General features: G+C 66.2%; 20 protein-coding genes. 16 read left to right on the forward strand and 4 right to left on the reverse strand.

Annotated elements, in window-relative coordinates:
- Positions 1-21: 21 nt before the first annotated feature.
- Entirely contained in the window at positions 22-372 is a 351-nt protein-coding gene (locus tag AC07WS_RS03225) for a phage holin family protein (protein ID WP_117012654.1), read from the forward strand.
- Positions 365-1,192, forward strand: coding sequence for a methylenetetrahydrofolate reductase [NAD(P)H] (gene metF / locus AC07WS_RS03230; protein WP_494727685.1), 828 nt, complete (start codon positions 365-367; stop codon positions 1,190-1,192). Before AC07WS_RS03225 ends, metF begins: the two co-directional genes overlap by 8 nt.
- Here the strand turns inward: metF and AC07WS_RS03235 are convergent, their stop codons facing one another.
- Entirely contained in the window at positions 1,193-1,783 is a 591-nt protein-coding gene (locus AC07WS_RS03235) for a 5-formyltetrahydrofolate cyclo-ligase (RefSeq protein WP_494727686.1), read from the reverse strand.
- 35 nt (positions 1,784-1,818) lie between these two features.
- Between AC07WS_RS03235 and AC07WS_RS03240 the strand changes: the two genes are divergently transcribed.
- The 11 genes from AC07WS_RS03240 to dsbD all read left to right on the forward strand — a co-directional run bounded on the left by AC07WS_RS03240 (position 1,819) and on the right by dsbD (position 13,746).
- Positions 1,819-3,789 carry a lytic transglycosylase domain-containing protein gene (locus AC07WS_RS03240; protein WP_494727687.1) on the forward strand — a complete coding sequence of 657 codons (1,971 nt, stop codon included), beginning with the start codon at positions 1,819-1,821 and terminating at the stop codon, positions 3,787-3,789.
- 39 nt (positions 3,790-3,828) lie between these two features.
- On the forward strand, positions 3,829-4,545 hold the full coding sequence (locus AC07WS_RS03245) for a glutathione S-transferase family protein (protein ID WP_494727688.1): 717 nt from the start codon (positions 3,829-3,831) through the stop codon (positions 4,543-4,545).
- Positions 4,546-4,550: 5 nt separating this feature from the next.
- Positions 4,551-5,810 (forward strand): multifunctional CCA addition/repair protein, encoded by a 1,260-nt coding sequence (locus AC07WS_RS03250; protein WP_494727689.1) that lies wholly within the window; start codon positions 4,551-4,553, stop codon positions 5,808-5,810.
- Complete coding sequence (locus AC07WS_RS03255; protein ID WP_494727690.1) at positions 5,807-6,484, forward strand: GNAT family N-acetyltransferase; 678 nt, start codon at positions 5,807-5,809, stop codon at positions 6,482-6,484. Before AC07WS_RS03250 ends, AC07WS_RS03255 begins: the two co-directional genes overlap by 4 nt.
- An 86-nt stretch (positions 6,485-6,570) precedes the next feature.
- On the forward strand, positions 6,571-6,936 hold the full coding sequence (mrtJ, locus tag AC07WS_RS03260) for a JDVT-CTERM system glutamic-type intramembrane protease MrtJ (RefSeq protein ID WP_494727691.1): 366 nt from the start codon (positions 6,571-6,573) through the stop codon (positions 6,934-6,936).
- A gap of 35 nt (positions 6,937-6,971) precedes the next feature.
- Entirely contained in the window at positions 6,972-9,110 is a 2,139-nt protein-coding gene (locus tag AC07WS_RS03265) for a choice-of-anchor D domain-containing protein (protein ID WP_494727692.1), read from the forward strand.
- Position 9,111: 1 nt separating this feature from the next.
- Positions 9,112-9,606, forward strand: a complete 495-nt coding sequence (locus AC07WS_RS03270) for a TlpA family protein disulfide reductase (protein WP_494727693.1) — start codon at positions 9,112-9,114, stop codon at positions 9,604-9,606.
- Positions 9,603-9,818 (forward strand): DUF4266 domain-containing protein, encoded by a 216-nt coding sequence (locus tag AC07WS_RS03275; protein ID WP_161086617.1) that lies wholly within the window; start codon positions 9,603-9,605, stop codon positions 9,816-9,818. The genes AC07WS_RS03270 and AC07WS_RS03275 overlap by 4 nt, the downstream gene beginning before the upstream one ends.
- An 8-nt stretch (positions 9,819-9,826) precedes the next feature.
- Positions 9,827-10,969 (forward strand): DUF3570 domain-containing protein, encoded by a 1,143-nt coding sequence (locus tag AC07WS_RS03280; protein ID WP_494727694.1) that lies wholly within the window; start codon positions 9,827-9,829, stop codon positions 10,967-10,969.
- Between the two features lie 21 nt (positions 10,970-10,990).
- Complete coding sequence (locus AC07WS_RS03285) at positions 10,991-11,887, forward strand: FAD:protein FMN transferase (RefSeq protein ID WP_494727695.1); 897 nt, start codon at positions 10,991-10,993, stop codon at positions 11,885-11,887.
- Positions 11,888-11,898: 11 nt separating this feature from the next.
- Entirely contained in the window at positions 11,899-13,746 is a 1,848-nt protein-coding gene (gene dsbD / locus AC07WS_RS03290) for a protein-disulfide reductase DsbD (protein ID WP_494727696.1), read from the forward strand.
- Positions 13,747-13,757: 11 nt separating this feature from the next.
- Here dsbD and AC07WS_RS03295 read toward each other — a convergent pair whose 3' ends face one another.
- The gene (locus AC07WS_RS03295; RefSeq protein WP_008444048.1) at positions 13,758-14,279 is read right to left on the reverse strand and encodes an Lrp/AsnC family transcriptional regulator; all 522 of its coding nucleotides are present in this window, start codon (positions 14,277-14,279) and stop codon (positions 13,758-13,760) included.
- Positions 14,280-14,405: 126 nt separating this feature from the next.
- Between AC07WS_RS03295 and hppD the strand changes: the two genes are divergently transcribed.
- Entirely contained in the window at positions 14,406-15,518 is a 1,113-nt protein-coding gene (hppD, locus tag AC07WS_RS03300) for a 4-hydroxyphenylpyruvate dioxygenase (RefSeq protein WP_494727697.1), read from the forward strand.
- A gap of 173 nt (positions 15,519-15,691) precedes the next feature.
- Positions 15,692-19,255, forward strand: coding sequence for an indolepyruvate ferredoxin oxidoreductase family protein (locus tag AC07WS_RS03305; RefSeq protein WP_494727698.1), 3,564 nt, complete (start codon positions 15,692-15,694; stop codon positions 19,253-19,255).
- A gap of 60 nt (positions 19,256-19,315) precedes the next feature.
- On the opposite strand, the gene AC07WS_RS03310 is transcribed toward AC07WS_RS03305, so the two are convergent.
- Complete coding sequence (locus AC07WS_RS03310; protein ID WP_494727699.1) at positions 19,316-21,949, reverse strand: molybdopterin-containing oxidoreductase family protein; 2,634 nt, start codon at positions 21,947-21,949, stop codon at positions 19,316-19,318.
- 2 nt (positions 21,950-21,951) lie between these two features.
- Positions 21,952-22,662: a 4Fe-4S dicluster domain-containing protein gene (locus AC07WS_RS03315; RefSeq protein ID WP_494727700.1), complete on the reverse strand. Its 711-nt coding sequence runs from the start codon at positions 22,660-22,662 to the stop codon at positions 21,952-21,954.
- Between the two features lie 194 nt (positions 22,663-22,856).
- Between AC07WS_RS03315 and AC07WS_RS03320 the strand changes: the two genes are divergently transcribed.
- The gene (locus tag AC07WS_RS03320; protein ID WP_494727701.1) at positions 22,857-26,654 is read left to right on the forward strand and encodes a M48 family metallopeptidase; all 3,798 of its coding nucleotides are present in this window, start codon (positions 22,857-22,859) and stop codon (positions 26,652-26,654) included.
- Positions 26,655-26,735: the final 81 nt, after the last annotated feature.

Here is a 26,735-nt window from a genome sequence, read left to right on the forward strand (position 1 = left end):
TTTTTGCAGCGAGCTCATCTTATGCGTTTGGTCCTTACCTGGTTAATCAATGCAATTGCCTTGCTGGCAGTTCCCTACCTGATGCATTCCGTCGATGTCACAAGCATAGGCGCAGCCCTCGTCGCGGCCCTTGTACTGGGCCTGGTCAACACGCTGATACGCCCCGTGCTGTTGTTGCTGACGCTGCCCGTGACCGTGGTGTCGCTGGGCCTGTTCATCTTCATCATCAACGGCTTCATGTTCTGGCTGGTCGCCCAATGGGTGGACGGCTTCCACGTCGACAGCTTCGCGTCGGCGATCGGTGGTGCATTGTTGTACAGCGTGATTTCCTGGGCCCTGTCTACCTTACTTTTGAAGACGTCAGATGGCTAATCATAATTTCAGTATCGAGTTCTTTCCGCCCAAGACGGCGGAAGGCGCGGAAAAGCTGCGCGCCACGCGCGCCAAGCTGTCCGAGCTCAAGCCCAAGTATTTTTCCGTGACCTTCGGCGCCGGCGGCAGCACGCAGCGCGGCACGCTCGACACCGTGGTGGAAATCCTCGCCGCCGGCGAGGACGCCGCGCCGCACCTGTCCTGCGTGGGCGGCACGCGCGAATCGATCCGCGAGATCCTCACGGAATTCAAGGCGCACAACATCAAGCGCATCGTGGCGCTGCGCGGCGACCTGCCGAGCGGCTACGGCGCGGCCGGCGAGTTCCGTTACGCGAACGAGCTGGTGGAGTTCATCCGCCAGGAGACCGGCGAGTGGTTCCACATCGAAGTGGCGGCTTATCCGGAGGTGCACCCGCAGGCCAAGTCGCCGCAGGACGATTTGCTGGCGTTCGAACGCAAGGTGAAGGCCGGCGCCAACGCCGCCATCACCCAGTACTTCTACAACGCCGACGCCTACTTCCAGTTCGTCGAGCAGACCCGCAAGATCGGCATCGACGTGCCCATCGTGGCCGGCATCATGCCGATCACGAACTACACGCAGCTGATGCGCTTCTCGGACATGTGCGGCGCCGAGATCCCGCGCTGGGTGCGTTTGAAGCTGGCCAGCTTCGGCGACGACAGCGCCTCGATCAAGGCCTTCGGCCTGGACGTGGTGACGGCATTGTGCGAACGCCTGCTGGCGGGCGGCGCGCCCGGCCTGCACTTCTACAGCATGAACCAGGCCGCGGCCACCACGGCGCTGTGGCAACGCCTGGTGTAACTACTCGGTGACGATGCGGTCCAGCGCCACATCGTGACCATCGCTGTCGAACTGTATCCGCAGGCACTGGTAGGCTATCCCCAGTGTCTGCGGCCGCGGCGACCGCGCCAGCGTGCGGTCGTAGAAACCGCCGCCGTAACCCAGCCGGTAGCCCTGCGGATTGAATCCCAGGCACGGCACCAGCAGCGCCGGCGGATACGCCTGCTGCAAACGCAGGTCGGCCGGCACCGCCACCCCCATCGCATCCTTGACCATCGCCTCGCCGATGCGCCACTCGGCGAACTCCAGCGCCGCGTGCTTTTCCACCACCACCGGCAGCAGCAGCCGCGCGCCAAGCCGCGCCAATTCCGCGTAGGCCGCGTGCAGATCCGGCTCGTCGCGCAGCGGCCAGTACACGCCCAGCGCCGCCGGTTGCGCGGCCTTCCACCACTCGACCACCTGCGCGCCGATCGCATGGTCCCACGCTGCCCGCGTGGCCGCGTCCAATGCGCGCCGCGCGGTCAGCAATTGCTTGCGTAAATCGGCCTTTTGCGGGGCTGGCGGGGCTGGTGGTTCAGTCGTGGCGCGTGGTATTCTAGGGTCGCTGGTCATAGGTTCAGATTTTCAAGACTTTAGAGAGTTGCACATTGATTTCCGCTTTAAAATGGATTGCCGGCGCCGCTCTTGTGGCCATCAGCACCCTGGCCCACGCCGACGACCTTGGCGATGACGGCCGCCGGGCAGACGATTCCTTCCTGCTGCTGCGCGACGCCGTGCGCCAGGACGACGCATCCAAGGCCGATTTCTACGCCGCCCGCCTGGGCGATTATTCCATTCCGTCCTACGTCGATTATTATCGGCTGAAACCGCGCCTGAAGGATGCCTCGTACGCGGAAATCCGCGATTTCATGAAGCGCTACGAAGGCCAGGCCATCGTCGACCGCCTGCGCAACGACTGGCTGCTGGACCTGGGCCGCAAGCGCGACTGGGCCACCTTCGACGAGCAGCTGCCGCTGTTCGTGCTGAACGACGACACCCAGGTCAAATGCTACGCGCTGCAATCGCGCGCGCTCAAGGGCCAGAAGGTGGCCGGCGAGGCGCGCGAGCTGCTCACCGCGCCGAACGGCTACGGCGAACCGTGCGCGGGCCTGATCGCCACGCTATACCAGGCCGGCCAGTTCAACCTCGACGACTTGTACGCGCAGCTGCGCCTTTCCGGCGAATTCAACGCCACCGGCCAGGCGCGCCGCATCGTCGCGCTGTTGGGCGGGAACGAGAAGAAGGCCGTGCAGGCGGTGGACCTGCCGGCCATCGCGCTGGCCAAGGGCATGGGCAGCGGCCGCGTCGAACACGAAATCTACATCGTCGCCATCGGCCGCATGGCCAAGACCAGCACCAAGCTGGCGGTGCTGGCGCTGAACAAGGCCGCGTCCAAACTGAGCCCGCAGGAGCAGCAGGAGGCATGGGCCGCGGTGGCGCTGCAATCGTCGTACTCGCTGGCGCCGGAGACCACCGAGTACTGGCAGAAGTCGAACGGCGCCGCGCTGTCGATCGACCAGATTCAATGGAAGACCCGCATCGCGCTGCGCAATGGCGACTGGAAGCAGGTGGAAAAGAACATCCGCGCCATGCCGTCCTCGCTGCGCGCCGATCCGGCCTGGGTGTATTGGCTGGGCCGCGCGCTGATGGTGCAAGCAGGTTCTATCCAGGCCACCGGCGAAGCGATGCAGCTGTTCCGGAGCATTTCGGACCAGTCCAACTTCTACGGCCTGCTGGCGCTGGAGGAAACCGGCAAGCTGATTACGATCCCGCTGCCAGGCCTGCCCATCACGCCGGCGGAGATCGCGCCCATCGCCGCCAATCCCAACTTCCAGCGCGCCTTGAAGTTCTTCGGCATGCGCCTGCGCTTCGAAGGCACGCGCGAGTGGAACTGGGGCCTGCGCGGCCTGAGCGAACGAGAACACCTGGCCGCCGCCGAATTCGCGCGCCAGAACAATATCCTCGACCGCATGGTCAATACCTCGGATCGCACTCGCATCCAGGTCGACTACACGCAGCGCTACCCGTCGCCGCACATCGACATCATGCACCCGACCACCCAGACGCTGGGGCTCGATAAAGCCTGGGTGTACGGCCTGATACGGCAGGAATCGCGCTTCATCATGGACGCGCAATCGCACGTCGGCGCCTCGGGCCTGATGCAGGTGATGCCGTCCACCGGCCGCTGGGTGGCCAAGAAGATCGGCCTGGCCGACTTCGCGCAGGAGATGCTGAGCGACGTGCGCACCAACATTCTGCTGGGCGCGAACTACCTGAACATGGTGCTCGGGAACATGGACGGCTCGCAGGTGCTGGCCACCGCCGCCTATAACGCCGGGCCGGGGCGCCTGCGCTCGTGGCGCTCCACGCTCACCAAGCCGATGGACAGCGCGGTCTTCATCGAGTCGATCCCGTTCGTCGAAACCCGCACCTATGTCAAGAACGTGATGTCGAACACCACCTACTACGCGGCGCTGTTCGAAGGCCGGCCGCAATCGTTGAAGGCGCGTCTGGGCACCGTCGCGCCGCGAGGCTACACCGAACAGGAACAGCAGGAGTCGAGCTTCGGCTCGCGTTGACCCACACACGTTGACCAATACAACCACCTTGGACGCATCATGCAGACCACACAACTAGATCCCAGCCTGTCGCAAACCCTGGCCGCCGCGCGCGAGCCGGGCCTGACGCTCGTCATCGGCAACAAGAACTATTCCTCGTGGTCGATGCGCCCGTGGGTGGCGATGACCGCCTTCGGCATCCCGTTCCAGGAAGTGCGCGTGCTGCTCGACCAGGACGACACCGCCAACCGCATCTGCGGCTACTCGGCCAGCGGCCGCGTGCCGGTGCTGCTGGCCGGCGAGATGACGATCTGGGACAGCCTGGCGATCTGCGAATACCTCGCCGAGCAGTTCCAGGAGCTGCATCTGTGGCCGCAGGACGTGGCCGCGCGCGCGATGGCGCGCTCGGTCTGCGCCGAGATGCACGCCGGCTTCAGCGACCTGCGCACCTCGATGTCGATGAACATCCGCGGCAGCTATCCGGGCAAGGGCCGCACCAACGGCACCCAGGCCGACATCGGCCGCATCAGCGAGATATGGGAGGAATGCCTGTCGCGCTTCGGCCACCACCAGTTCCTGTTCGGCGACTTCTCCATCGCCGACGCCTACTACGCGCCGGTGGTGATGCGCTTCCGCACCTACGGCGTGTCGCTGGCGCCGGCGCTGGACGCCTACTGCCAGCGCGTGCTGGCCCATCCCGCCGTGGCCCGCTGGGTCGAGGAGGCGATGGCCGAAACCGAAATGGCGCCCAAGCACGACGCCGAGATGCCGGACTGACGAACATGCGGATTTATGTAGTCGGCGGCGCCGTGCGCGATGAACTGCTTGGCCTGCCGGTCAAGGACCACGACCACGTCGTCGTCGGCGCCACGCCGGATGACATGCTGGCCAAGGGCTTCCGCCCGGTCGGCAAGGACTTCCCCGTGTTCCTGCATCCGAAGACGCAGGAGGAATACGCGCTGGCCCGCACCGAGCGCAAGACCGCGCCCGGCTACAAGGGCTTCGTGTTCCACACTTCGCCCGACGTCACGCTGGAAGACGACCTGGTACGCCGCGACCTGACCATCAACGCCATCGCCCGCGCCGACGACGGCACGCTCACCGACCCTTATGGCGGCAGGCGCGATCTGGAGCAGCGCATCTTCCGCCACGTCTCTGAAGCGTTCGCCGAAGACCCGGTGCGCATCCTGCGCGTAGCCCGCTTCGCCGCCCGCTTCAGCAACTTCCGCGTGGCGCCCGAAACCAATGCGCTGATGCGTCAGATGGTGGAGCAGGGCGAGGTCGACGCGCTGGTGCCGGAACGCGTGTGGCAGGAGCTGTCGCGCGGCCTGATGGAACACAAGCCCTCGCGCATGCTGGAGGTGCTGCGCGACTGCGGCGCGCTGGCGCGCATCCTGCCAGAGCTGGACGTGCTGTGGGGCGTGCCGCAGCCGGAGAAGTGGCATCCCGAAATCGACACCGGCACGCACATGCTGCAGGTGATCGATTGCGCGGCGGAAGCGGGCCATGAACTGGCCACGCGCTTCGCCTGCCTGATGCACGACCTGGGCAAGGGCGCCACGCCGCCGGAGAACTGGCCCGCGCACCACGGCCATGAAGGTCTGGGCGTCAAGCTGGTGGAGCAGGTCTGCAAGCGCCTCAGGGTGCCGACCGAATGCCGCGACCTGGCCGTGATGACCGCGCGCGAACACGGCAACGTGGGCCGCGCCCTGCAGCTGCGGCCTGCCACCATCGTCACCCTGCTGGAGCGCTGCGACGCCTTCCGCAAGCCGGCACGCTTCTCGCAGATGCTGCTGGCGACCGAATGCGATTCGCGCGGCCGCATCGGCCCGAACGCCAGCTTCCGCGACACGCCTTTCCCGCAACTGGCGCATCTGGAGGCGGCGCTGGCGGCCGCGCGCGGCGTCAACGCCGGCGAGATAGCGTTGGCCAGCACCGCCAACCCGCAACGCATACCGGAGCTGGTGCACCGCGCGCGGGTGACGGCGGTGAAGGTGGCGCTCCACGCCGGCGACGACGACGAGGCCGCGGCGGAAATATGAGCTCGATCGACCTTTTCCAGAATCCGCTGCGCCGCTGGGGCAAGCACAAAGACGGCAAGCGCCGTCCGACGGTTCTGGTGAAGGAGCTGCGTGAGCGTGACCGTCGGCGCATGGTCAAGCACTTCCTCGGCCTGGAAGACAGCGACCGCCTGCTGCGCTTCGGCACCGTGCTGCCGGACGAGCAGGTGGCCAACTACGTCAACCGCATCGACTTCTCGCGCGACATGGTGTTCGGCGTGTACAACCGCGTGTTCAAGCTGGTGGCGGTCGGCCACCTGGCGTTCGCGCCGCGCGACGAATCGAAGGGCGCCGTCACCGAGAAGGAGCGGGTGGCGGAATTCGGGGTGTCGGTCAGCCGCTCGGCGCGTGGCCTGGGGATTGGTTCCAAGCTGTTCGAACGCGCCGCCATCCACTGCCGCAACGACGACGTCGATACGCTGTACATGCACTGCCTGTCGTCCAACAAGACGATGATGCACATCGCGAAAAAGGCCGGCATGGAGATCCATCGCGACTACGGCGAGGCGGACGCCTATCTGAAACTGCCGCCGGCCAACCCGGCCAGCGTGCTGCAGGAAGCGCTGGACGAGCAATTCGCCACGCTGGACTACACCCTTAAAGCCAACAAGCGCATCGCCGCGAAATGGCTCGACCGCCTGCGCGGCCGAAAATAAATCTCTCCTCGTTAGAACCTTTGCTGCGCGGCCGGGTATGAACGGTCGGACAAGATACGCAACCGGCAGCAAAACCAATATATCCCGTGTCGTCGATTACCCATTTTTGCAGCGCGCAGTTGCTGGCGCCGGACCTCGCCGTCTGCCTTCGCCTGCTCGTGCTCTCGCCTGCGCTGGAGGAATGCGTGGTCAGGGCCGGGCTGCAGGAGTGGATGACGCGCCAGCTGGCGGCCGGCAACGGCGGCCTGCCTTTGACGCGGGGCGGACCTGTGCTGGTGTCGACGGCGGTCTTCGGATTGCTGCACCTGGGCTCCGGCTGGCAGCACGCGCTGGCGGTGCTGGCGCCGGGACTGGCGCTGGCGCTGCTCTACCAGCGCACCCGCAGTTGGACCTGGTGCGCCCTGGCGCACAGCGCCATGAATGCCTTTGCGATCTCTGTCTGCAGCTTATAGATCAAAGCTTATAGATCAAACTTCAGGAGAGTGTCATGACAGGCTTGTTAGCAAAGGTGTTCCGATTGCGGTGGACTGCGGTCCTGCTGGTCGGTGTGATGGGGCAGGGCGCCAGCGCGGCGGATGCCCTGAACGGCAAGAGCCTGTATTTGAACGGGCCGGTGTCCGGCGGCGCCACCTGCGCCTCATGCCACAGCGCGTCGCCGGCAAATAACGTCAGCAATATCCTGGCGGCGGCCAATCAGCCGTCCGTGATCCAGAACGCCATCGCCACCAACAAGGGCGGCATGGGTAGCCTGTTCAATGGCAAATTCAGCGCGACGGAGCTGGCCGACCTGGCGGCCTTCATCGGCAATCCGAACGTGGTGGCCGCGCCGGCAGCCTCGCTGGCGCCGGCCAGCCTGACCTTCAGCGGCACCAGTATCGGCCAGACGGCCGGCCCGCTGTCCGCCACCTTGAGCAATACCGGCAATGCCGCGCTCAATATCGGCACCATCTCCATCGGTGGCGCGGCGGCGGGCGATTTCAGCGTCGCCGGCGGCAGCTGCGCCAACGGCGGCGCGGTCGCTGCGGGCGCCAGCTGCACCGTGCAGGCCAGCTTCAAGCCGACGGTGGCGGGCGCGCGCGCGGCTTCGCTGACCATCACCCACAACGCCACCGGCGGCAGCAGCAGCGTCGCGCTCAGCGGCACCGGCAACGCCACGCCGCAGGCCACCATCGCCTTGTCCGCGGCCAGCGTCAATTTCGGCACGCTGTTGACGGGGTCTCCGTCCGCCGTGTCGACCATCACCGTCAGTAACAGCGGGCAGGCCGCGCTGACCTTCAGCTCCATCGCGCTGGGCGGCGCCAATGCCGGCATCTTCACGCTGGGCGGCAGCTGCGCGGTCGCCACGCCGGTGCCGGCAGGCGGCAGCTGCACGGTCACGCTGCAAGCCTCGCCGGTGACTGCGGGCGCGTTCTCCGCCAGCCTGGCGCTGGCTTCCAACGCCTCCAACGGCAACGCCACGGTGGGCCTGTCCGGCAGCGCCGCGACGCCTGCGCCGGCATTGACGGCCACGCCGTCGGCCATCGCCTTCGGTACGCAGACCATTGGCGCCGCAGCGGTGGCGCAGACGGTCACGCTGGCCAATACCGGCAATGTGGTCATCAGCTTCAGCAAGATCGGCTTGAGCGCCGGCAGCGCGGCCAGCTTCAGCCTGGGCGCCAGCGATTGCGCCGCCAGCCTGGCGGTGGGCGCCAGCTGCTCTGTGCCGGTTCGCTTCGCACCGGCGGCGGAAAGCGCGGTTTCGGCGACGCTGGCGGTGAGCTCGAACGCGGCTGCGCTGCAAGTCGGCATCACCGGCACCGGCACCAAGCAAGCCACGGCGACACCGGTGCTGTCCGAAGCCGGCCCGATCACCTTCGCCGACACGCAAGTCGGCAGCAGCGCCACGGCTCACACGACCACGCTGTCCAACAGCGGCAACGCGTCGCTGACCATCGCCACGCTGACGCTGGGCGGTAATCAGCCAGGCGACTTTGTCCTCGGCGGCACCTGCGTTGCCGGCGCGGCGGTCGCTCCGGGTTCCAGCTGCACGCTGACCACCGCGTTCAAGCCTGTCGCCGCCGGCGCCCGCAGCGCCGACCTGCTGCTGGTGACCGACGGTGGCGCGCAGTTCCATCTGGCGCTGAACGGCAATGGCGTGGCGGTCGTCATCACCACGCCGTCGCTGACGATAGCGCCGCAGAGTTTTGACTATGGCTCGGTCGTCATCGGCAGCGCGGCGCCGACCCGCCGCTTCACGCTGACCAACAGCGGCGCCGCCGCCGTCACGCTGTCCGGCGCCACCTTCACCGGCCCATTCGCCGCCGTTGCGGACAGCACCGGCTGCGCGGCCTTCCCGGTCACGCTGGCGCCTGGCGCCTCGTGCGACCTGGTGGTGAGCTACACGCCGGCCAACGGCGCCAGCAACGGCAGCGTGGCCTTGCAGTCCACCGTGGCCGGCAGCAGCTGGACCATCGCGCTGAGCGGCCAGGGGACGGCTGCGGCCAGCAACGCCGCGCCGGCAAATAAGGGCGGCGGCGGTTGCTCGGCCTCGGACGATGTCAACGATCCGATGATGGTGTTCCTGATTATCGCGGCGGCGATTGCCATCGGCTGGCGCCGTCGCCAATCCAAACGCATTGGAGGCTGAGATGAAACCGATATCGATCGCAATACTGTTGGCGGCCGCGCTGGGCGCGAGCTCCGCATGGGCGCTGGAGAAGGGCGCCGCCGCGCCGCAGTTCGACCTGCAAGGCCTGGACGGCGCGGTGAAGCTGGCCAAGCTGCAGGGCAAGGTGGTGTACGTGGACTTCTGGGCCTCGTGGTGCGGCCCGTGCCGCCAGTCCTTCCCGTGGATGAACGAGATGCAGGCCAAGTATGGCGCGAAGGGCCTGCAGATCGTCGGCGTCAATGTCGACGCCAACAGCGCTGATGCGCGCCAGTTCCTGACGACGACGCCGGCGCGCTTCGCCATCGGCTTCGACCCGCAAGGCGCCACGCCGCGCAGCTACGGCATCAAGGGCATGCCGAGCAGCGTGTTGATCGGCCCGGACGGCAAGGTGCTGCTGGAGCATTCCGGCTTCCGCGAAGCCGACCGCGCCGAATTGGAAAGCAAGATCCAGAACGCATTGGGAGCCGTCAAATGAAAGCACTATTGTTGATCGCACTGGCGGCCGGGCTGTCCGGCTGCGCCTCGCTGGGCAATGTGCAGCCGTGGGAAAAGGGCACGCTGGCGCGTTCCGAGATGACCTTCGGCGACGGCCATATGTTCACGCGCTTCGACGACCATATCTACACCAGCCGCGAGGCCTCGTCCGGCGGCGCCGGTGTGGGCGGCGGCGGCTGCGGCTGCAATTGAGGATCACCATGACAAGTAACGAAGACAAGGCATCCGGGCGCGGTCTGGCCGCCTCCATCATGACGGCGGCGTTGATGCTGCCGGGCGTGCAGGCGCACGCCGAAACGCCGCCGGCCAACGGCACCATCACGCTGGGCTATTTGAACTACAAAGACAGCCAGTCGGGCCTGGACCGCATCACCGTGCATTCGCCGTCGCTGTCGATCACGGCGCCGGTGGCTGGCGTGTGGAACATCGGCGCCTCGGTGGTGTCGGACGATGTGTCGGGCGCTTCGCCGCGCTACCACACGGCCATCTCGGGCGCCTCGCGCATGCAGGACCACCGCACGGCGGGCGATGTTTCGGCCACGCGCTATTTCGAACGCGGCACGGTGACGGCCGGCGTGGCGTATTCGAACGAGCACGATTACCTGTCGCGCGCCTTGTCGCTGCAGGGGAGCCTGGAGAGCGAGAGCAAGAACACCACGTGGACCGTCGGCATCGGCCATGCGGATGACCATATCAATCCAGTCAACAAGATCGTCAGCAACGAGAAGAAGCGCAGCACCAATCTGCTGCTGGGCGTGACGCAGGTGCTGACGGCCAGCGACATCGCCCAGCTGACGCTCACGCACAGCCAGGGCGAGGGCTATTTCTCCGATCCGTACAAGGCGCTGGACAACCGTCCACGCAGCCGCGACGAGACGACCCTGCTGGCGCGCTGGAACCATCATCTGGCCTCGACCGGCGGCACCAGCCGGCTGTCCTACCGCTACTACCGCGACAGCTTCGGCGTGCGCGGGCACACGCTGGGCGCCGAGTATGTGCAGCCGCTGTCGCAGGGCTGGACCGTGACGCCGGAAGCGCGCCTGTATTCGCAGAGCGCGGCCAGCTTTTACTACGATCCGCTCTACGATGCGAAACTGGGTGCGCCGTTCCCGCCGGGCTACAACGGCAGCGGCTACATGACGGCCGACCAGCGCCTGTCCGGCTTCGGCGCGGTGACTCTGGGCCTGAAGGTCAGCAAGCAGCTCGACAAGCTGTGGTCCGTCGACGTGAAGGCGTCGGTGTACCAGCAGCGCGGCAGCTGGCGCCTGTTCCATGAAGGCAGTCCAGGCCTGGATGCGTTGCGGGCGCAGACGATACAGATAGCGATCAACCGGCAGTGGTAGGAACAAAAGGGTAGAAGCGAAATGGTAGACGCGATACACCGCACCACGTTCCAGGCGATGGCCAGCCGCTGCGAGTTGCGGTTCGCCGCACCGGACGCGCATACGGCGGCGCTGCTGGCGCAGCGCGCCATGGACGAGGTGCTGCGTATCGAAACCAAGTATTCGCGCTACCGGCCGGACAGTATCGTCTCGCGCATCAACGCGGCGGCGGGCAGGGAGGCGGTGCATTGCGACGCCGAGACCATGTCGCTGCTGGGCTACGCGGCGGCGCTGCACGGCGCCAGCGAGGGGCTGTTCGACATCACCTCCGGCGTGCTGCGTCGGGCCTGGGATTTTCGCCAGCCCAAGGTGCCGGGCAAGGAAGTGCTGGAGCCCTTGCTGGTTCTGGTCGGGTGGGACAAGGTGGACTGCGGCGCGGAGGATGTCTATCTGCGGCAGGCCGGCATGGAGATCGACTTCGGTGGCTTCGGCAAGGAGTACGCGGCCGACCGCGCGGCGGCGCTGCTGGCCGATGCGGGCGTGCGGCATGGCTATGTGAACCTGGGCGGCGACATGCGCTTCATTGGCCCGCGCCTGAACGGGCGGCCGTGGAGCATCGGCATCCAGGACCCGCGCGATCCGGACAGCGTGGTGGCGAGCATCCCGGTCAGCCAGGGCGCCTTGGCCACCAGCGGCGATTATGAGCGCTACTTCGAGCTGGATGGGCAGCGCTACTGCCACATCCTCGATCCGCGCGACGGCATGCCGGTGCGGTACTGGCGCTCGGTGAGCGTGCTGGCGCCGATGGCGACCGCCGCCGGCAGCTGTTCCACCATTGCGATGCTGAAGCAGCAGGATGGTCTGAATTTTTTGAATGCGTCCGATATGGGGTATCTGGCCGTGAACGATCAGGGGCAGATGCTGTTCAGGGATGTTTGAATAGGATTGAAATGATGAACAATTGGATGATGCGCCTGATGGCGTTATTGGTGGCGGTGCTGGCGCTGGCCGCCGGCGCACGGGCGGATGATTTTCTGGAGCCTGACCAGGCATTCCAGCTGAAGGGGGAGCTGGTCGATGCACATACGGTGCGCCTGTCGTGGGCGATCGCGCCGGGCTATCACTTGTACCGGGACCGTTTGAGTTTTAAATCCGACGGCGCGCAGCTCGCCGCACCGTCGTTGCCGGCGGGGCTGCGTAAGTTCGACTCCAACTTCAACAAGGAGATGGAGACTTACCAGGACAAGCTGGTGGTCAACCTGCCAGTGACGGCGGCTGCGGCGTTCACGCTGCAGGTGGGCTATCAGGGTTGTGCGGATGCTGGCCTGTGCTATTCGCCGGCCATGCAGAACTATCGCGTCGATCCATCGGCGCCGGGCAAACTGGTGACGGTGGATGCACCGCCGGCCGGTGAGGCAGGCAATACCACCACCGCCGCCGCAACCGCTCCTGCCGCCGCGCCGACCGCGGAGGTGGCCGCACCAGTGCATGAAGACGACAGCTCCCTCGCGCAGCGCACGCTGCAAAGCGGCAGCGCGTGGCGCATCGGGCTGGCCTTCCTGGCCTTCGGCCTGCTGCTGTCGTTCACGCCGTGCGTGCTGCCGATGGTGCCCATCCTGTCCTCGATCATCGTGGGCGAGGGCGCGGTGTCGCGCGGACGTGGCTTCTCGCTGGCGCTGGCCTATTGCCTGGGCATGGCGCTGGTCTACACGTCGCTCGGCGTGGCCGCAGGCCTGGCCGGCGAAGGACTTGCGGGCGCGCTGCAGAAGCCCTGGGTGCTGCTGACCTTCGGCGCCTTGCTGGTCGGCCTGGCCCTGTCGATGTTCGACGTCTATCAATTGCAGCTGCCCAGCGCCCTGCAAAGCCGCTTGAGCGCGACCAGCGGCAACATGGGCGGCGGCCGGTTCGCCGGCGTGTTCGTGATGGGCGCCTTGTCGGCCCTGATCGTCGGCCCGTGCGTGGCTGGCCCGCTGGCCGGCGCGCTGCTCTACATCAGCCAGACGCGCAACGTCTGGGCCGGCGGCTGGGCGCTGTTCTCGATGGCGGTCGGCATGAGCGTGCCGCTGCTGCTGACGGGGATCTCGGCCGGCAGTCTGCTGCCGCGTGCCGGCGCGTGGATGAACGGCGTGAAGAAGATATTCGGCCTGCTGCTGATCGCGGTCGCGATCTGGATGGTGACGCCGGTGTTCCCGGTGCCGGTGATGATGGCGCTGTGGGGCATCTTCGCGCTGCTGTGCGCCGTGTTCCTGCATGTGTTCGAGCCGCTGCCTGCGGCGCGCGGCGCGGGCCTGGGCGCCTACGTCGGCAAGACTTTGGGGCTGGCGTTCCTGGTGGCCGGATTGTTTGAGCTGGCGGGCGCCGCCAGCGCCGGCCGCGACGTGCTGCAACCGCTGGGCCACCTGAGCCTCGCCCGCGCGGAAGGCACCGCGCCGGCCGGCGACGAGATCCGCTTCAGCCGCATCAAGACCGTGGCCGAACTGGATCAGGTGCTGGCCTCCAGCAGCACGCCGGTGATGCTGGACTTTTACGCCGACTGGTGCGTGTCCTGCAAGGAGATGGAGCGCTTCACCTTCTCCAAGCCTGCCGTCAGCGGCAAGTTGAAGCAGGTGCGTTTGATCCAGGTGGACGTCACCGCCAACAGCGCCGACGACAAGGCCCTGATGAAGCGCTTCGGCCTGTTCGGCCCACCGGGCATCATCCTCTTCAACGGCGGCAAGGAGATCCCGAACAGCCGCGTGATCGGCTTCCTGGCGCCGGAACCCTTCGTCCAGCACCTGAGCCGCCACCTCACCTCCTGAGCGGCGCGGCCTTATACCAGCGGCAGCGCGGTGGTGTCCTTGATGCGCTGCAGGGCGAACGAGGATTTCACGTCCAGCACCGCCGGGTGGCGCAGCAGCGTCGCCATCATGAAGCGCGAGAAGTGGTCCATGTCTTCCACGTGGACCCGCAGCAGGTAATCCATCTCGCCCGTCATCGCGTAGCAGGCCACCACTTCCGGCCACTGCTCCACCGACACCGCGAAATCGGCGCGCGGCGACACCGGCGCGTTCGGCGCGCCCAGCGCGCGGGCGTTGCTGTGCGCGGCCGCCTCGCTGTGCTTCTCCAGCCGCACGTTGACGTAGGCCAGCAGGCCCAGGCCGATCTTGTCCGGGTCCAGCAGCGCCACGTACTGGCGGATCACGCCCGCCTCCTCCAGCCGCTTGATGCGGCGCAGGCACGGCGACGGCGACAAGGCCACCAATTCGGCTACATCCTGGTTGGACAGCCGCCCGTCAGCCTGCAAGATGGACAGAATTTTACGGTCGGTTTTGTCCAGCGCGATCTTGGTCATAAATACCTCAAAAATTGATGGTTCAGGCAATATTATTGCGCAGAATAGCGATCCGTGGGAATTGTTTGCAATTTAATGCTGGCGAACCGAGACTATACTGTGCGCTATTCAAAGAAGGAGACTCGCATGAAATTTACGCCTTGGGACAACCCGATGGGTACCGATGGTTTTGAGTTTGTCGAATACGCCGCACCCGATCCCAAAGCACTGGGCGCGCTGTTCGAGAGCATGGGTTTTACCGCGATTGCCCGTCACCGCCATAAGGATGTGACCCTGTACCGCCAGGGCGATATCAACTTCCTCATCAACGCCGAGCAGGACTCCTTCGCCCAGCGCTTCGCCCGCCACCACGGCCCGTCCGTGTGCGCCATCGCGATCCGCGTGCAGGACGCCGCCTTCGCCTACAAGCGCGCGCTGGAGCAGGGCGCCTGGGGCTTCGACAACAAGAACGGCCCGATGGAACTGAACATCCCCGCCATCAAGGGCGTGGGTGATTCGCTGATCTATCTGGTCGACCGCTGGCGCGGCAAGAACGGCGGCGAGCAAGGCGCCATCGGCGACATCAGCATCTACGACGTCGACTTCGTCGCCATCCCGGGCGCGGTCGCCAACCCGGTCGGCCATGGCCTGACCTATATCGACCACCTGACCAACAACGTCCACCGCGGCCGCATGAAGGAATGGGCGGACTTCTACGAGAAGATGTTCAACTTCCGCGAAGTGCGCTACTTCGACATCGAGGGCAAGCTGACCGGCCTGAAGTCGAAGGCCATGACTTCGCCGTGCGGCAAGGTGCGCATCCCGATCAACGAATCGTCGGACGACAAATCGCAGATCGCCGAATACCTGGACGAGTACCACGGCGAAGGCATCCAGCACATCGCGCTGGGCACCGACGACATCTACTCGTCCGTCGAGACGATGAAGAAGGCCGGCATCGTCTTCCAGGACACGATCGAGACCTACTATGAACTGGTCAACCGCCGCCTGCCGAACCACGGCGAGCGCCTGGAAGACCTGCGCCGCCTGCGCATCCTGATCGATGGCCACAGCAACGAGAACGAGCGCGAACTGCTGCTGCAGATCTTCAGCCAGAACGTCATCGGCCCGATCTTCTTCGAGATCATCCAGCGCAAGGGCGATCAAGGTTTCGGCGAAGGCAACTTCCGCGCGCTGTTCGAATCGATCGAGCTCGATCAGATCAAACGCGGCGTCTTGAAAGACCCCAGCGCGGCGTAAGAAATCAAGGGTGTAAAGCCGGCAGCTCCGCACAGAACGGGGCGCAGGCCTGTGGTACCCTATAAAAAAAACCGCATTTTTCCGTTCCGCCGTCTCCACAAGGGCCGGCGGATCGCGCGCTACTGGGCCAATCCGGCCCTGTAGCGCATGGCTTAAAGAATAATGGAGACACAATGAACGCACCTCACAAGGGCTCGCAACTGGAGCCGGGCACGCACTCGGACAACGAAATCTCGCTAGACGACAAGTGGACGCTGGAACGCGGCCGGGCCTTCATGACCGGCACCCAGGCCCTGATCCGGCTACCGATGATGCAGCGCGAACGGGACCTGAAGGCAGGCCTGAACACCGCCGGCTACATCACCGGCTATCGCGGATCTCCCGTCACCAGCGTCGACATGACGGCGATGAAAGCCAAGAAGTACCTGGACGCCCACCACGTCAAGTTCCATCCCGGGATGAACGAAGACCTGGCCGCGACCGCAGTCTGGGGCACGCAGCAAACCAATCTTTTCCAGGACGCCAAATACGACGGCGTCTTCTCCATGTGGTACGGCAAAGGCCCCGGCGTGGACCGCTGCGGCGACGTCTTCAAGCACGCCAACAACGCCGGCTCCGCCAAGCACGGCGGCGTGCTGGTGCTGGCCGGCGATGACCACGCGGCCAAGTCCTCGTCCACCGCGCACCAGTCGGACCACATCCTCAACGCCTGCGGCATCCCTGTGCTGTATCCGTCGTCGGTGCAGGAGTACATCGACTACGGCCTGCATGCCTGGGCCATGAGCCGCTACACCGGCCTGTGGGTGTCGATGAAGTGCGTCACCGACATCATCGAATCCGGCGCCGTGGTGGACTTCGATCCCGACCGCGTGCAGATCAACCTGCCCACCGACTTCGAGCTGCCGGCCGGCGGCCTGAATATCCGCTGGCCGGACACCGTGCTCGATATGGAAGTGCGGATGAACAGCTACAAGTGGTACGCCGCGCTGGCCTACTGCCGCGCGAATAAACTCAATAAAATTATCTGGGATTCGCCCAAGCCGAAGATCGGCATCATCACCGCCGGCAAATCCTACCTGGACACGCGCCAGGCGCTGTCCGACCTGGGCATCGACGAGCAGGCCGCCGCCGACATCGGCATCCGCCTGTACAAGATCGGCATGACCTGGCCGCTGGAGGCGGACGGCGTGCACGAATTCGCCAAGGGCCTGGACGAGATCCTGGTGGTGGAAGAGAAGCGCCAGATCCTCGAATACGCGCTGAAGGAAGAGCTGTACAACCTGCCGGACGGCCAGCGTCCGCGCGTGGTCGGCAAGTTCGACGACACCGGTGAATGGAGCAACAAGGGCAAGACCGGCCACGGCGACTGGCTGCTGCCGGCCACCTATGAGCTGAACCCTGCGCAGATCGCGCGCGCCATCGCTTCGCGCATCGCCCACTACTGCGCCGGCCATCCGGTGGCGCAGCGCGTGCAGGAGCGCGTGGCCTTCCTGGAGGCGAAGGAGCTGGCGCTGAAAACGCTGCCGTCCAAGCCGAATCCGGAAACCGACCGCACGCCGTTCTTCTGCTCCGGCTGCCCGCACAACACTTCGACCAAGGTGCCGGAAGGCTCGCGCGCGCTGGCCGGCATCGGCTGCCACTACATGGTGCTGTGGATGGACCGCGAGACCTCCACCTTCACCCACATGGGCGCGGAGGGCGTGACCTGGGTGGGCCAGGCGCCGTTCACCAACGAGAAGCACGTCTTCACCAACCTTGGCGACGGCACCTACTTCCACTCCGGGATCCTGGCGATCCGCGCGGCGGTGGCGGCCAAGGTCAACATCACCTACAAGATACTGTTCAACGACGCCGTCGCCATGACCGGCGGCCAGGCCTTCGACGGCCCGCTGGACCCCGGCATGATCTCGCGCCAGATCGCCGCCGAAGGCGTCACGCCAATCATCGTCGTCACCGACGAGCCGGAAAAATACCCGTCCGATTACAACTGGGCGCCAGGCGTCACCGTGCGTCACCGCAGCGAGTTGATGGACGTGCAGCGCGAGCTGCGCGACAAGCCGGGCGTGTCGGCCATGATCTACGACCAGACCTGCGCCTCCGAGAAGCGCCGCCGCCGGAAGCGCAACGAATACCCCGATCCGGCCAAGCGCGCCGTCATCAACGAAGCCGTCTGCGAAGGCTGCGGCGACTGCTCCGTGCAGTCCAACTGCCTGTCGGTGGAGCCGCTGGAGACGGAACTGGGCCGCAAGCGCCAGATCAACCAGTCGTCCTGCAACAAGGACTTCTCCTGCACCACCGGTTTCTGCCCGAGCTTTGTGACGGTGGAAGGCGGCGCGCTGAAGAAGCCGAAGAAGGCCGCCGTGGGTGAAGGCCCGCAGGCCGTGCTGCCTACGCCGGTGCTGCCGTCGACGGCCACGCCGTACGGCATCCTGATCACCGGCATCGGCGGCACCGGCGTGGTGACGGTCGGCCAGATCCTGGCGGTGGCCGCGCACGTCGAAGGCAAGGGCGCCATCGTGCTGGACATGAGCGGCCTGGCCCAGAAGGGCGGCCCGGTGATGTCGCACGTGCGCCTGGCGGACCAGCAGTCCGACCTGCACTCGACCCGCGTCGGCACCGGCAGCGCCGACCTGGTGGTGGGCTGCGATCTGATCGTCACCGCCTCGCGCGACGCCTTGTCGCGCATGGGCGAAGGCCGCACGCACGCGATGATCAACTCGACCGGCTCGTCGACGGCGGCGTTTGTGAAGAATCCGAACTGGCAGTTCCCGGACGCTTCCTCGCGCGGCGAAATCGTCAAGGCCTGCGGCAACGAGCTGGTGGACTTCGTCGACGCCGGCCAGATCGCCACGGCGCTGATGGGCGACTCCATCGCCACCAATATGTTCATGCTGGGGTATGCGTTCCAGAAGGGCCATGTGCCGCTGAGCGAAGCGTCGCTGATCAAGGCGATCGAGCTCAATGGCGTGTCGGTGGGCTTCAACAAGTCGGCCTTCAACTGGGGCCGCACCGCCGCGCACGACCTGGCGTCCGTGACCAAGCTGACCACGCCGGCCAAGGTGATCGAGTTCAAACGCATCCAGACGCTGGACGACATCGTCGCCCGCCGCATGGAGCTGCTGACCGCCTACCAGGACGCGAATTATGCTAAACAGTATAAATCGTTTATCGACCAGGTGCGCGCGGAAGAGGCCAAGCTGGGCAAGACCACCCGCCTGAGCGAAGCCGTGGCGCGCTACTACTACAAGCTGATGGCGTACAAGGACGAGTATGAAGTCGCGCGCCTGTACACCGACGGCGCGTTCCAGCAGAAGATCGCCGGCATGTTCGAGGGCGACATCACGCTGAAATTCCACCTGGCGCCGCCGTTGTTTGCCAAGCACGATGCCGAAGGCCACCTGGTCAAGCAGGAATTCGGCCCGTGGATGATGAAGGCGTTCGGCGTGCTGGCCAAGTTCAAAGGCTTGCGCGGCTCCAAGCTGGACATCTTCGGCTACACGGCGGAGCGCAGGATGGAACGGGGGCTGATCGGCGAGTACCGCGCCACCGTGGCCTCGCTGCTGCCGAAGCTGACGGCGGAGAACCTGCCGCAGGCCGTGGCCATCGCCAGCATCCCTGAAGACATCCGCGGCTACGGCCACGTGAAGGAGCGTCACTTCAAGGCGGCCAAGCAGAAGGAGGCTGCGTTGCTGGCGGCCTTCGGCAAGCCGGCCGACAGCCACACCAACGCCGCCTGAAGCACGCGGCCTGGCAAGACGGCCCCTCGCGGGGCCGTTTTTTTTGCCCTTCCTCCCGGATCACACCTTGCGCAGCGAGCAGACGGTGTCGAACCAGGACTGCATGCCGACCAGCGGTTGCGGGTTGATCGGCAGCAGCGCGTTGATGTTGACGCCATTGCCCCGCCCACCGTTCTTCTTGTCCCACCATACCCCGGCGTTCAGATCGTCCAGCGCCGGCGCCGGCCCGAAGGCCTTGGCCGCGTCGGGGCTTATCCCTTGCGCCGCCACCTCGACGCGCCGCCCGCTACGGCCCTCGGCGGCCCGCCCGCCGCTGATCCATCCCAGCGAATTCGACACCGCCACCACGCGCGGATGGATGCCGCGCGTGACGAACACGCGCATCCGCGCCGAGCCTAACTTCTCGCCGTTGCCACGATAGGCCTGCAGGCCCGGTTGGTCGGCGGGCCCGGATTGCGGACGGTAAGTGGTCAGTTCCACCATGTCGCCGCTTTTCAGTCCGAGTTTTTTTGCGGTCGCAACGTTGATCCACATCGGATTGTCGTGCACGATCTCGGTCAGGTATTTTTGCGACGCGGTGCGGCCCTGCGTGTGGACGTTCCACTTGAAGGTGCTCAGGATGAAGCGATCCGCCGGCAGGTTGCGGTGCGACGGAATCTGCACGAAGGTCGGCATGCCGTCGTCGTCAAAGCCGCGTGTCCTGGCCACCGTCGTCACCTCCGGCGCATGGATCTCGAACTTGCGCGACGGCGTGGCGAAGCCGCGTACCGCCACGCCGCCGGCCATCAGGCCGATCGCACCGTCCTTGCCCTTGTCGTTGGGCCGGTAGATCACGCCGCTGGCGGCGTCCACCCGGCTGCCGTCAAGCTGCTTGCCGCTCAGCGGCTTCTGGAACACCTCATACGGTTTCGGCTGCGAGGTGTCGACATACACGCCGTAGTGCTTCATGTATTCAAAGCCATCCTTGAACTGCTTGCCGTCCGGGCCCGTGGCAGGTAGCTTCGAGCACTGGATGCGCACGAAGTCCTCGTGGCTGCCGAACTGGAAATACTTCGCCTGCTCGGGCTCGAGCAGGCGGCCGATATCGAACAGCACATCGGCGAAGCTGCGCGCCTCGCCCGGCGGCGGCACCAGCGGCTGGCGCAGCGTGACGAAGTGCGTCAGCTCCAGGTTGTTGCGGATGTCCATGCCCCAGCGTTCGAGGTAGGTCGCGTCGGGTAGGATCAGGTCCGCGTAATGGGCCATCTCGGAATACACCACGTCCGAGCAGGCGTGGAAGGGGATCAGCTTCTCGTCGCGCAGCACCTCGACCGTCGTGCTGCGGCCCTCCGGCCACGTCATCGGCGAGGCGATGGTGTAGCTCAGGTAGACATCGAGCTTGGCCCGGCCCTGGCGCAGATAATCGTAGACGATCTGGCCGACCTTCATCTTCTGCCAGCGGTTGGCCAGTGGCCATTCCTGCGGGTCTTCCAGGTCGGTGCGGATCTTGGGGGCGGGCGGCACGGGCTGCGGTTGCGGATAGCGGCTGACCGACAGCTTCTCCTCCAGGCCGTAGCAGTAGCCGCCGGGCCGCGCGACCGAGCCGACCAAGGCATTGAGCATGACGACGGCGCGTTCGGAGTTGAAGCCGTTGTAGTGGGCGCCGGTGCCGCGGTTGGTGAAGGCCGCGACGGCGGGACGCTTGCGCGCAAACTCCAGCGCCAGCCGTTCTATATCCTGCGCGGCGATGCCGGACAATTTGGCCGCCCACGCCGGCGTGCACGGGGCCAGCCAGCTGCGGATGGTCTCAAGGCCGGGCTGCACGAACTTGTCGATGAAGTCGTGGTCGATCTCGTTCTCGCGCACGATCACGTGCGCCATCGCCAGCGCGACCGCGCCATCGGTGCCGGGGAAGGGCTGGTGCCATTCGTCGCTGCGGCCGGCCGTGTTGGACAGGCGCACATCGAACGTCACCAGCTTGGCGCCATGGTCGAAGCGCGCCTTGACTATGCGGCTTACCAGATGCAGGCCGCCCTGGTGCGCCTCGTAGAAATTGGCGCCGAAATTGAGGAAGTATTTGCAGCGCTCCGCGTCGATCGATTCCCAGTCGGTCTCGCCGAGCGAAACGTAGTTGGCGGCGCGCTTGTTGGAGGAGCACAGCGCGCGGTGGTTCAACTGCACCGGCGTGCCGATCGCGCTCAGGAAGCGGTTGATCTCGGCGTCGATGCGGGAGCGGCCCTGGTGCAGCGCGACCCGTTCCGGGTGGCCGCTGGCGATGCTGGCCTTGATGCGTTCCGCCACTTCGGCATAGGCCTCGTCCCAGCTGATGCGCTTCCACAGTCCGGCGCCGCGCGCGCCCACGCGTTTGAGCGGATACAGCAAGCGCTCCGGGTAGTCGTTGATGGTCGGCCCGGACTGCCCCTTGGCGCAGGTCATGTAGCTGCCCATGTTGGGATCGAGCGGATTGCCGCGTATCTTGATCACCTTGCCGTCCTGGACGAAGGCCTCGATGCCGCACACGGTCGAGCAGTTCAGGCATACGCTGGTGACGCGCTTGGCGTTGCGGTAATCGTTCTTGACCTTGCGCTGCCCGCCGTCGGCCAGCGGCCGGTAGTTCAGCGCCTGCGCGGCGTTGGGCGTCAGCAGGATGGTCTCTCCCAGTCCCAGTCCGGCCATCGAGCCGATGCCGCTTTTGATGAATCCCCGACGGTCCATGTTCATGCTCCCTTCGGCCGCGGGAATTGCGACTTCAGTTGGTCCCAGGTGTCGATCTCGTAGGAGAACGGATCATGGCTGCGGCCCTTGGGCACCTTGTGCGCCATCGCGCGCGGCACCACGCCGCCCAGGCCCCGGTACTGCACCAGCGGTTTGGTTTTTTCCTCCGGCTTGAGCGGCGCCACCTGCTGGCGGTGCTTGGCGTGGAAGCGGCTGACCGGGCTGGCCGGATCGTTCAGGTCACCGAACGCGAACACGTCGGCCGGGCACACCTCCACGCAGGCCGGCGCCATGTCGGCCGCCAGGCGATGGGAGCAGAAGTCGCATTTGTCGGCCACCTGGGCCACCGGATCGATGTGGATGGCGCCGTAGGGACAGGCTTTGATGCAGTCGCGGCTGCGGTCGCAGGCGGTATCGTCGATGTGGATGATGCCATCGCTGCCGCGCGCGATGGCGTCGTTCGGGCAGGCGTCCAGGCAAGGGGCGTCCTCGCACTGCATGCACAGCGTCGGCAGGAAGGCGCGCTTGGTGGTCGGCTGGTGATTGAACGGATTGACCGCGGCGAAATCGTAGTAGTACACCTTGGTGCGGAAGTGGCCGAGCGAGACGGAGTTCTCGACCTTGCAGGCGACTGAACAGGCGTGGCAGCCGATGCAGCGTTCCAGGTCGATGGCCATGCCCCATTTGGGGCCGGCGGCGGCGGGTGTGGTCATGTGACTGTTCCAGATAAGGGAATAGGGCGGGGTGCCCGGCGTGTGGGGCGATTAGAGCACAAAATAATGCATAAGCGATCGTTCCAGCGTCGCTGGCACTGGCCAGCGCCCCGTATTTATTTGCCAAAAATCAAACGAAAACATTTCCATACGGATATAATATTTACTTTCTTCTAATTTGCGGGAGCCGCATCATGGACGCCACTCATTCCAGCCAATCCGCCGAGCTGATTGCCAAGCTGGCGCAGCCCTCATCGTCCTACAAGAACAGCGCGCGCATCGCGGTGGCCGGCCTGCTGGTGTTCGTACTGCTGTATTTCGCGCTGGCCGGCTGGTTCGTCTACACCGGCTACCGTTTGATCTTCCTGGCCGATATCGCCGGCAAGGAGGCCTTCCTCGGCTACTTGACGGCGGCGTGCGCGCTGTTCCTGGCCTTCTTCATGCTGAAGGCGATCTTCTCGGTGCGCAACGCCAAGGTCGACGACCTGCTGGAACTGACGCCCGAGCAGCAGCCGCGCCTCTTCTCCTTCCTGAACGAGCTGGCCGATGCCGCCGGCGCGCCGCGTCCGCACAGGGTGTTCCTGTCGGAGCGCGTGAACGCCGCCGTGTTCTACGACCTGTCCCTGTTCAACCTGATCTTCCCGTCGAAGAAAAACCTGGAGATCGGCCTGGGGCTGGTGAATGTGCTGAACCTGGGCGAGCTGCGCGCCGTGCTGGCGCACGAATTCGGCCATTTCGCGCAGCGCTCGATGGCGGTCGGCCGCTGGGTCTACGTGGCGCAGCAGATCACCGGCCACCTGGTCTCGCGGCGCGACAAGATCGACGACTTCCTGGCCGGCCTGGCCAACGTCGACATCCGCGTGCGCGCCGGGGTCGCGGTGCTCCAGCTGATCATCTGGTCCATCCGTTCGCTGGTGGAGACGGCCTTCCGCGCGGTGGTTGCGATGCAGCGCGCGCTGTCGCGCGAGATGGAAATGCAGGCCGACCTGGTGGCGGTGTCGCTGACCGGCAGCGACGCGCTGGTGCACGCGCTGCACCGCCTGCAGGCGGCCGACGATGCGTGGGACCGCGCGGTGCAGTTCTCCTTCAGCGAGAAGGCCGACGGCAAGCCGGTGCTGGACGTGTTCGCGGTGCAGTCTCACGTTTTGCAGCGCATGGCCGACATCCTCAACGACGACAGCTACGGCGCGGCGCCGCCGCTGCCGCAGGACGATCCGGCGCGGCACCGCGTGTTCAAGGCGGAGCTGGCGCAGCCGCCGCGCATGTGGCAGACGCACCCGCAGAACCACGAACGCGAGGAGAACGCCAAGCGCATCTACGTTTCGGCGCAGATCGACGAGACCAGCGCCTGGTCGCTGTTCGAAGCACCGCAGCAGCTGCGCGAGACGATGAGCGCCAGGCTGCTCGGCAATCCGGACGATGCGCCGCCGGCGCTGGAGGAATCGCTGCGCAAGCTGGGCAAGCTGTATCGGCGCGAGCATTTCAAGCAGCGCTATTGCGGCATCTACTTCGGCCGCGCGCTGACGCGCCACGTGGGCAATGCCGCCCAGCTGCGCGACCCGTCGCACCCCGCGCCGCTGGACGAACTGGCGCAGCTCTACCCGGACATGCTGCGGGAGCTGGTTCAGCGCCAGCGCATGCTCGAAGGCGAGGCAGGGCAGCTGCGCGCGCTGATCGCGGGCGTGATGAGCGCCACCGGCGGCGTCGTGCGCCTGCGCGGCGAAGAATTCAAACGGTCGCAATTGCCCGCCGCCTTGCAGCGGGTGGAGGCCGAACTGGAGACGGTGCACGGCCAGCTGCGCGCGCACGATCTGCAATGCCGCAGCTGGCACCAGGGCGCCGCCGCGCAGCTGGGCGGCGGCTGGCGCGAATACCTGGACGGCCTGCTGTCGCTGATCCATTACGCCGAACATAGCGAAGCCGATCTGCGCGACGCGCTGGGACGGCTGCGCAACACCATCACCGTGGTCACGGCCACCGGCAACACCAAATCGGAAGACGTGGCGCAGGTCGTCAATGAGGCGAACCATCTGTACGCGCTGCTGGCGCGCATCCATCACAGCCGGGTCAACGTGGTGCTGGACCCCAAGCTGGCCAGGCGGCTGGGCGCGGCGGCGGGGTGGGGCGCGCTGCTCGGCGACTTCAAGCTGCCGCAAGCCTCGCGCGAAAACATCAACGACTGGATGGGCGTGATCGACGGTTGGCTGCAGCAGTTCGCGGGCCCCCTGGGCGCGCTGCGCGCCGCGGCGCTGGAGCAGCTGCTGGTGGCGGAATCGCTGGTGGCCAAGCATGCGCGCGCGGGATCGGTGCCGCAGGCCGCGCCCGCGCCGTCGCAAGCGCCCGAGAAGTATGACCGCCATCTGCACGACGACACGCGGCCACGCCGGACCCGCCTGGGTTGGTGGGCGCGCTTCCAGCGTGCCGACGGCATCCTGCCCGGCACGGCGCGGCTGGCGGTGGCCGGCGGCATCATCGCCACCGTGCTGGGCGTGGGTGCGCTGGTCAACGACGAGGCGACGCTCCATGTGTACAACGGCCTTGGCCGGACGGTCGTGGTCAAGGTCGACGGCCACGCCTACACCCTGGCGCCATTCGCGTCGGCGACGGGCAGCGTCCCGCCGCGCAAGCCCTTGCAGGTGGAGGCGCGCACCGCCGAGGGAGAGCTGATCGAAAGCTTCACCGGCACGCAGCTCGACATCGGTTCGGACGGCGTCTACAACGTCGCCGGCGCGGCGCCGCTGGTGATCCAGACGGTCAGCTACGGTTCGGCGTCGTCGTCGCCCGACCAGCTGCTGGGCGCACCGCGCTGGCAGCAAAGCCATGCGAATTTCTTCTTCAGCAAAGCCCCGGACAGCGTCAAGACCTCGGGCGGCGCCACCACGCGCAGTGTGCTCGACGGCGCCGGCGCGCTGCCGGCGGTGCAGCAACTGACGCTGCTGGCCGACGAGGGCGAACGCAAGCGCCTGGTGCTGCTGCGCGCGCGCTGGGACGACATGGCGCTGCCGTACGCGGTCGAATGGCTGAAACTGAGCGGCGGCCCGGAGATACTGACGGAGCGGCTGAAGCAGGCGCCGGACGACGTACCGCTGCTGCGCGCGCAGCAGGAGCTGGCGGGCGATGCGCGATCGGCCGAATTCTGCGCGCCGTATGCCGCGCGCGCCGCGCAGCACCCGGACAATGCCAACCTTCAGTACATCGCCCTGCGCTGTGTGCCGGACACCCCCGAAGCGGATCGGAAGATGCTGGCCGCCCACGCGCGCTGGCCGGACAACCCATGGCTGGCCTATGCCTCCTCCACGATCATGACGCGCAGCGGCGATCCGCTGGCCGCGATCCCGGCGCTTGAGCTGGCGCGCGCCAAGCTGCCGCAGATGGCGGGGGAGATCAGCGTGGACCTGGCGCGCCTGCTGCGCCTGCGCGGCAAGGGCGAAGACCTGCGTTCTCTGGAAGACGACTCGCCGCGCCTGAGGTATCTGCTGGATCTGGACCGGGGACGCGGCCCGCTGGGCGGCCCGCAGATGGCCTATACCCAGCTGCAGCTGGGGATGCCGGATGACGCCCTGACTGTCGCCAAGGGCAATGAATGGCTGGAGGCGCACATCATGCGCCTGGTCGCCGCGTCCGAAGGCGCCGGCGCAGAATCCATCAAGCTGGCACTGGGCCTGCCGCTCGACCGTGGCAACGATGCGGGCACCGCCCTGCTCAACGTCGCGCTGGCGATGAAGGCCGGCGTCGACGTCAAGCCTTATGCCGATGCCAGCGCGGCGATCTTCTCAAGCTACCAGCCCGCCGTGCTGGCCTTCCTCCAGCAATTGCAGCAGGGTCGCAGTCCGGCCGAGGCGGAGCAGCGGCTGTCCGCGCTGCCGGTGGAGGCGCGTGCCTACGCCTATTGCGCGGGCATGGTGCTGATCGGGCGGAAGGCGCCGGCGTCGTGGCGCGAGCTCGCGCGCGGCGTGCTGTTCGCGTCGGAGCGGCCGTACTTCAAGGCGTAATTAACCGCATAAGCAAGGAAGAAATCATTCGTTCAGGTTTGATCCGTGGCTTGGTAAGGTGGCCTCCCTTTCTCACCCCGG

The organism is Duganella sp. GW821-FHT01E12 (assembly GCF_059422325.1).

Coding starts and splice junctions, on each gene's coding strand:
- AC07WS_RS03225 (WP_117012654.1), top strand. CDS start 22: ATGCGTTTGGTCCTTACCTGGTTAATCAATGCAATTGCCTTGCTGGCA.
- metF (WP_494727685.1), top strand. CDS start 365: ATGGCTAATCATAATTTCAGTATCGAGTTCTTTCCGCCCAAGACGGCG.
- AC07WS_RS03235 (WP_494727686.1), bottom strand. CDS start 1,783: ATGACCAGCGACCCTAGAATACCACGCGCCACGACTGAACCACCAGCC.
- AC07WS_RS03245 (WP_494727688.1), top strand. CDS start 3,829: ATGCAGACCACACAACTAGATCCCAGCCTGTCGCAAACCCTGGCCGCC.
- AC07WS_RS03250 (WP_494727689.1), top strand. CDS start 4,551: ATGCGGATTTATGTAGTCGGCGGCGCCGTGCGCGATGAACTGCTTGGC.
- AC07WS_RS03255 (WP_494727690.1), top strand. CDS start 5,807: ATGAGCTCGATCGACCTTTTCCAGAATCCGCTGCGCCGCTGGGGCAAG.
- AC07WS_RS03265 (WP_494727692.1), top strand. CDS start 6,972: ATGACAGGCTTGTTAGCAAAGGTGTTCCGATTGCGGTGGACTGCGGTC.
- AC07WS_RS03270 (WP_494727693.1), top strand. CDS start 9,112: ATGAAACCGATATCGATCGCAATACTGTTGGCGGCCGCGCTGGGCGCG.
- AC07WS_RS03275 (WP_161086617.1), top strand. CDS start 9,603: ATGAAAGCACTATTGTTGATCGCACTGGCGGCCGGGCTGTCCGGCTGC.
- AC07WS_RS03280 (WP_494727694.1), top strand. CDS start 9,827: ATGACAAGTAACGAAGACAAGGCATCCGGGCGCGGTCTGGCCGCCTCC.
- AC07WS_RS03285 (WP_494727695.1), top strand. CDS start 10,991: ATGGTAGACGCGATACACCGCACCACGTTCCAGGCGATGGCCAGCCGC.
- dsbD (WP_494727696.1), top strand. CDS start 11,899: ATGATGAACAATTGGATGATGCGCCTGATGGCGTTATTGGTGGCGGTG.
- AC07WS_RS03295 (WP_008444048.1), bottom strand. CDS start 14,279: ATGACCAAGATCGCGCTGGACAAAACCGACCGTAAAATTCTGTCCATC.
- hppD (WP_494727697.1), top strand. CDS start 14,406: ATGAAATTTACGCCTTGGGACAACCCGATGGGTACCGATGGTTTTGAG.
- AC07WS_RS03305 (WP_494727698.1), top strand. CDS start 15,692: ATGAACGCACCTCACAAGGGCTCGCAACTGGAGCCGGGCACGCACTCG.
- AC07WS_RS03310 (WP_494727699.1), bottom strand. CDS start 21,949: ATGGACCGTCGGGGATTCATCAAAAGCGGCATCGGCTCGATGGCCGGA.
- AC07WS_RS03315 (WP_494727700.1), bottom strand. CDS start 22,662: ATGACCACACCCGCCGCCGCCGGCCCCAAATGGGGCATGGCCATCGAC.
- AC07WS_RS03320 (WP_494727701.1), top strand. CDS start 22,857: ATGGACGCCACTCATTCCAGCCAATCCGCCGAGCTGATTGCCAAGCTG.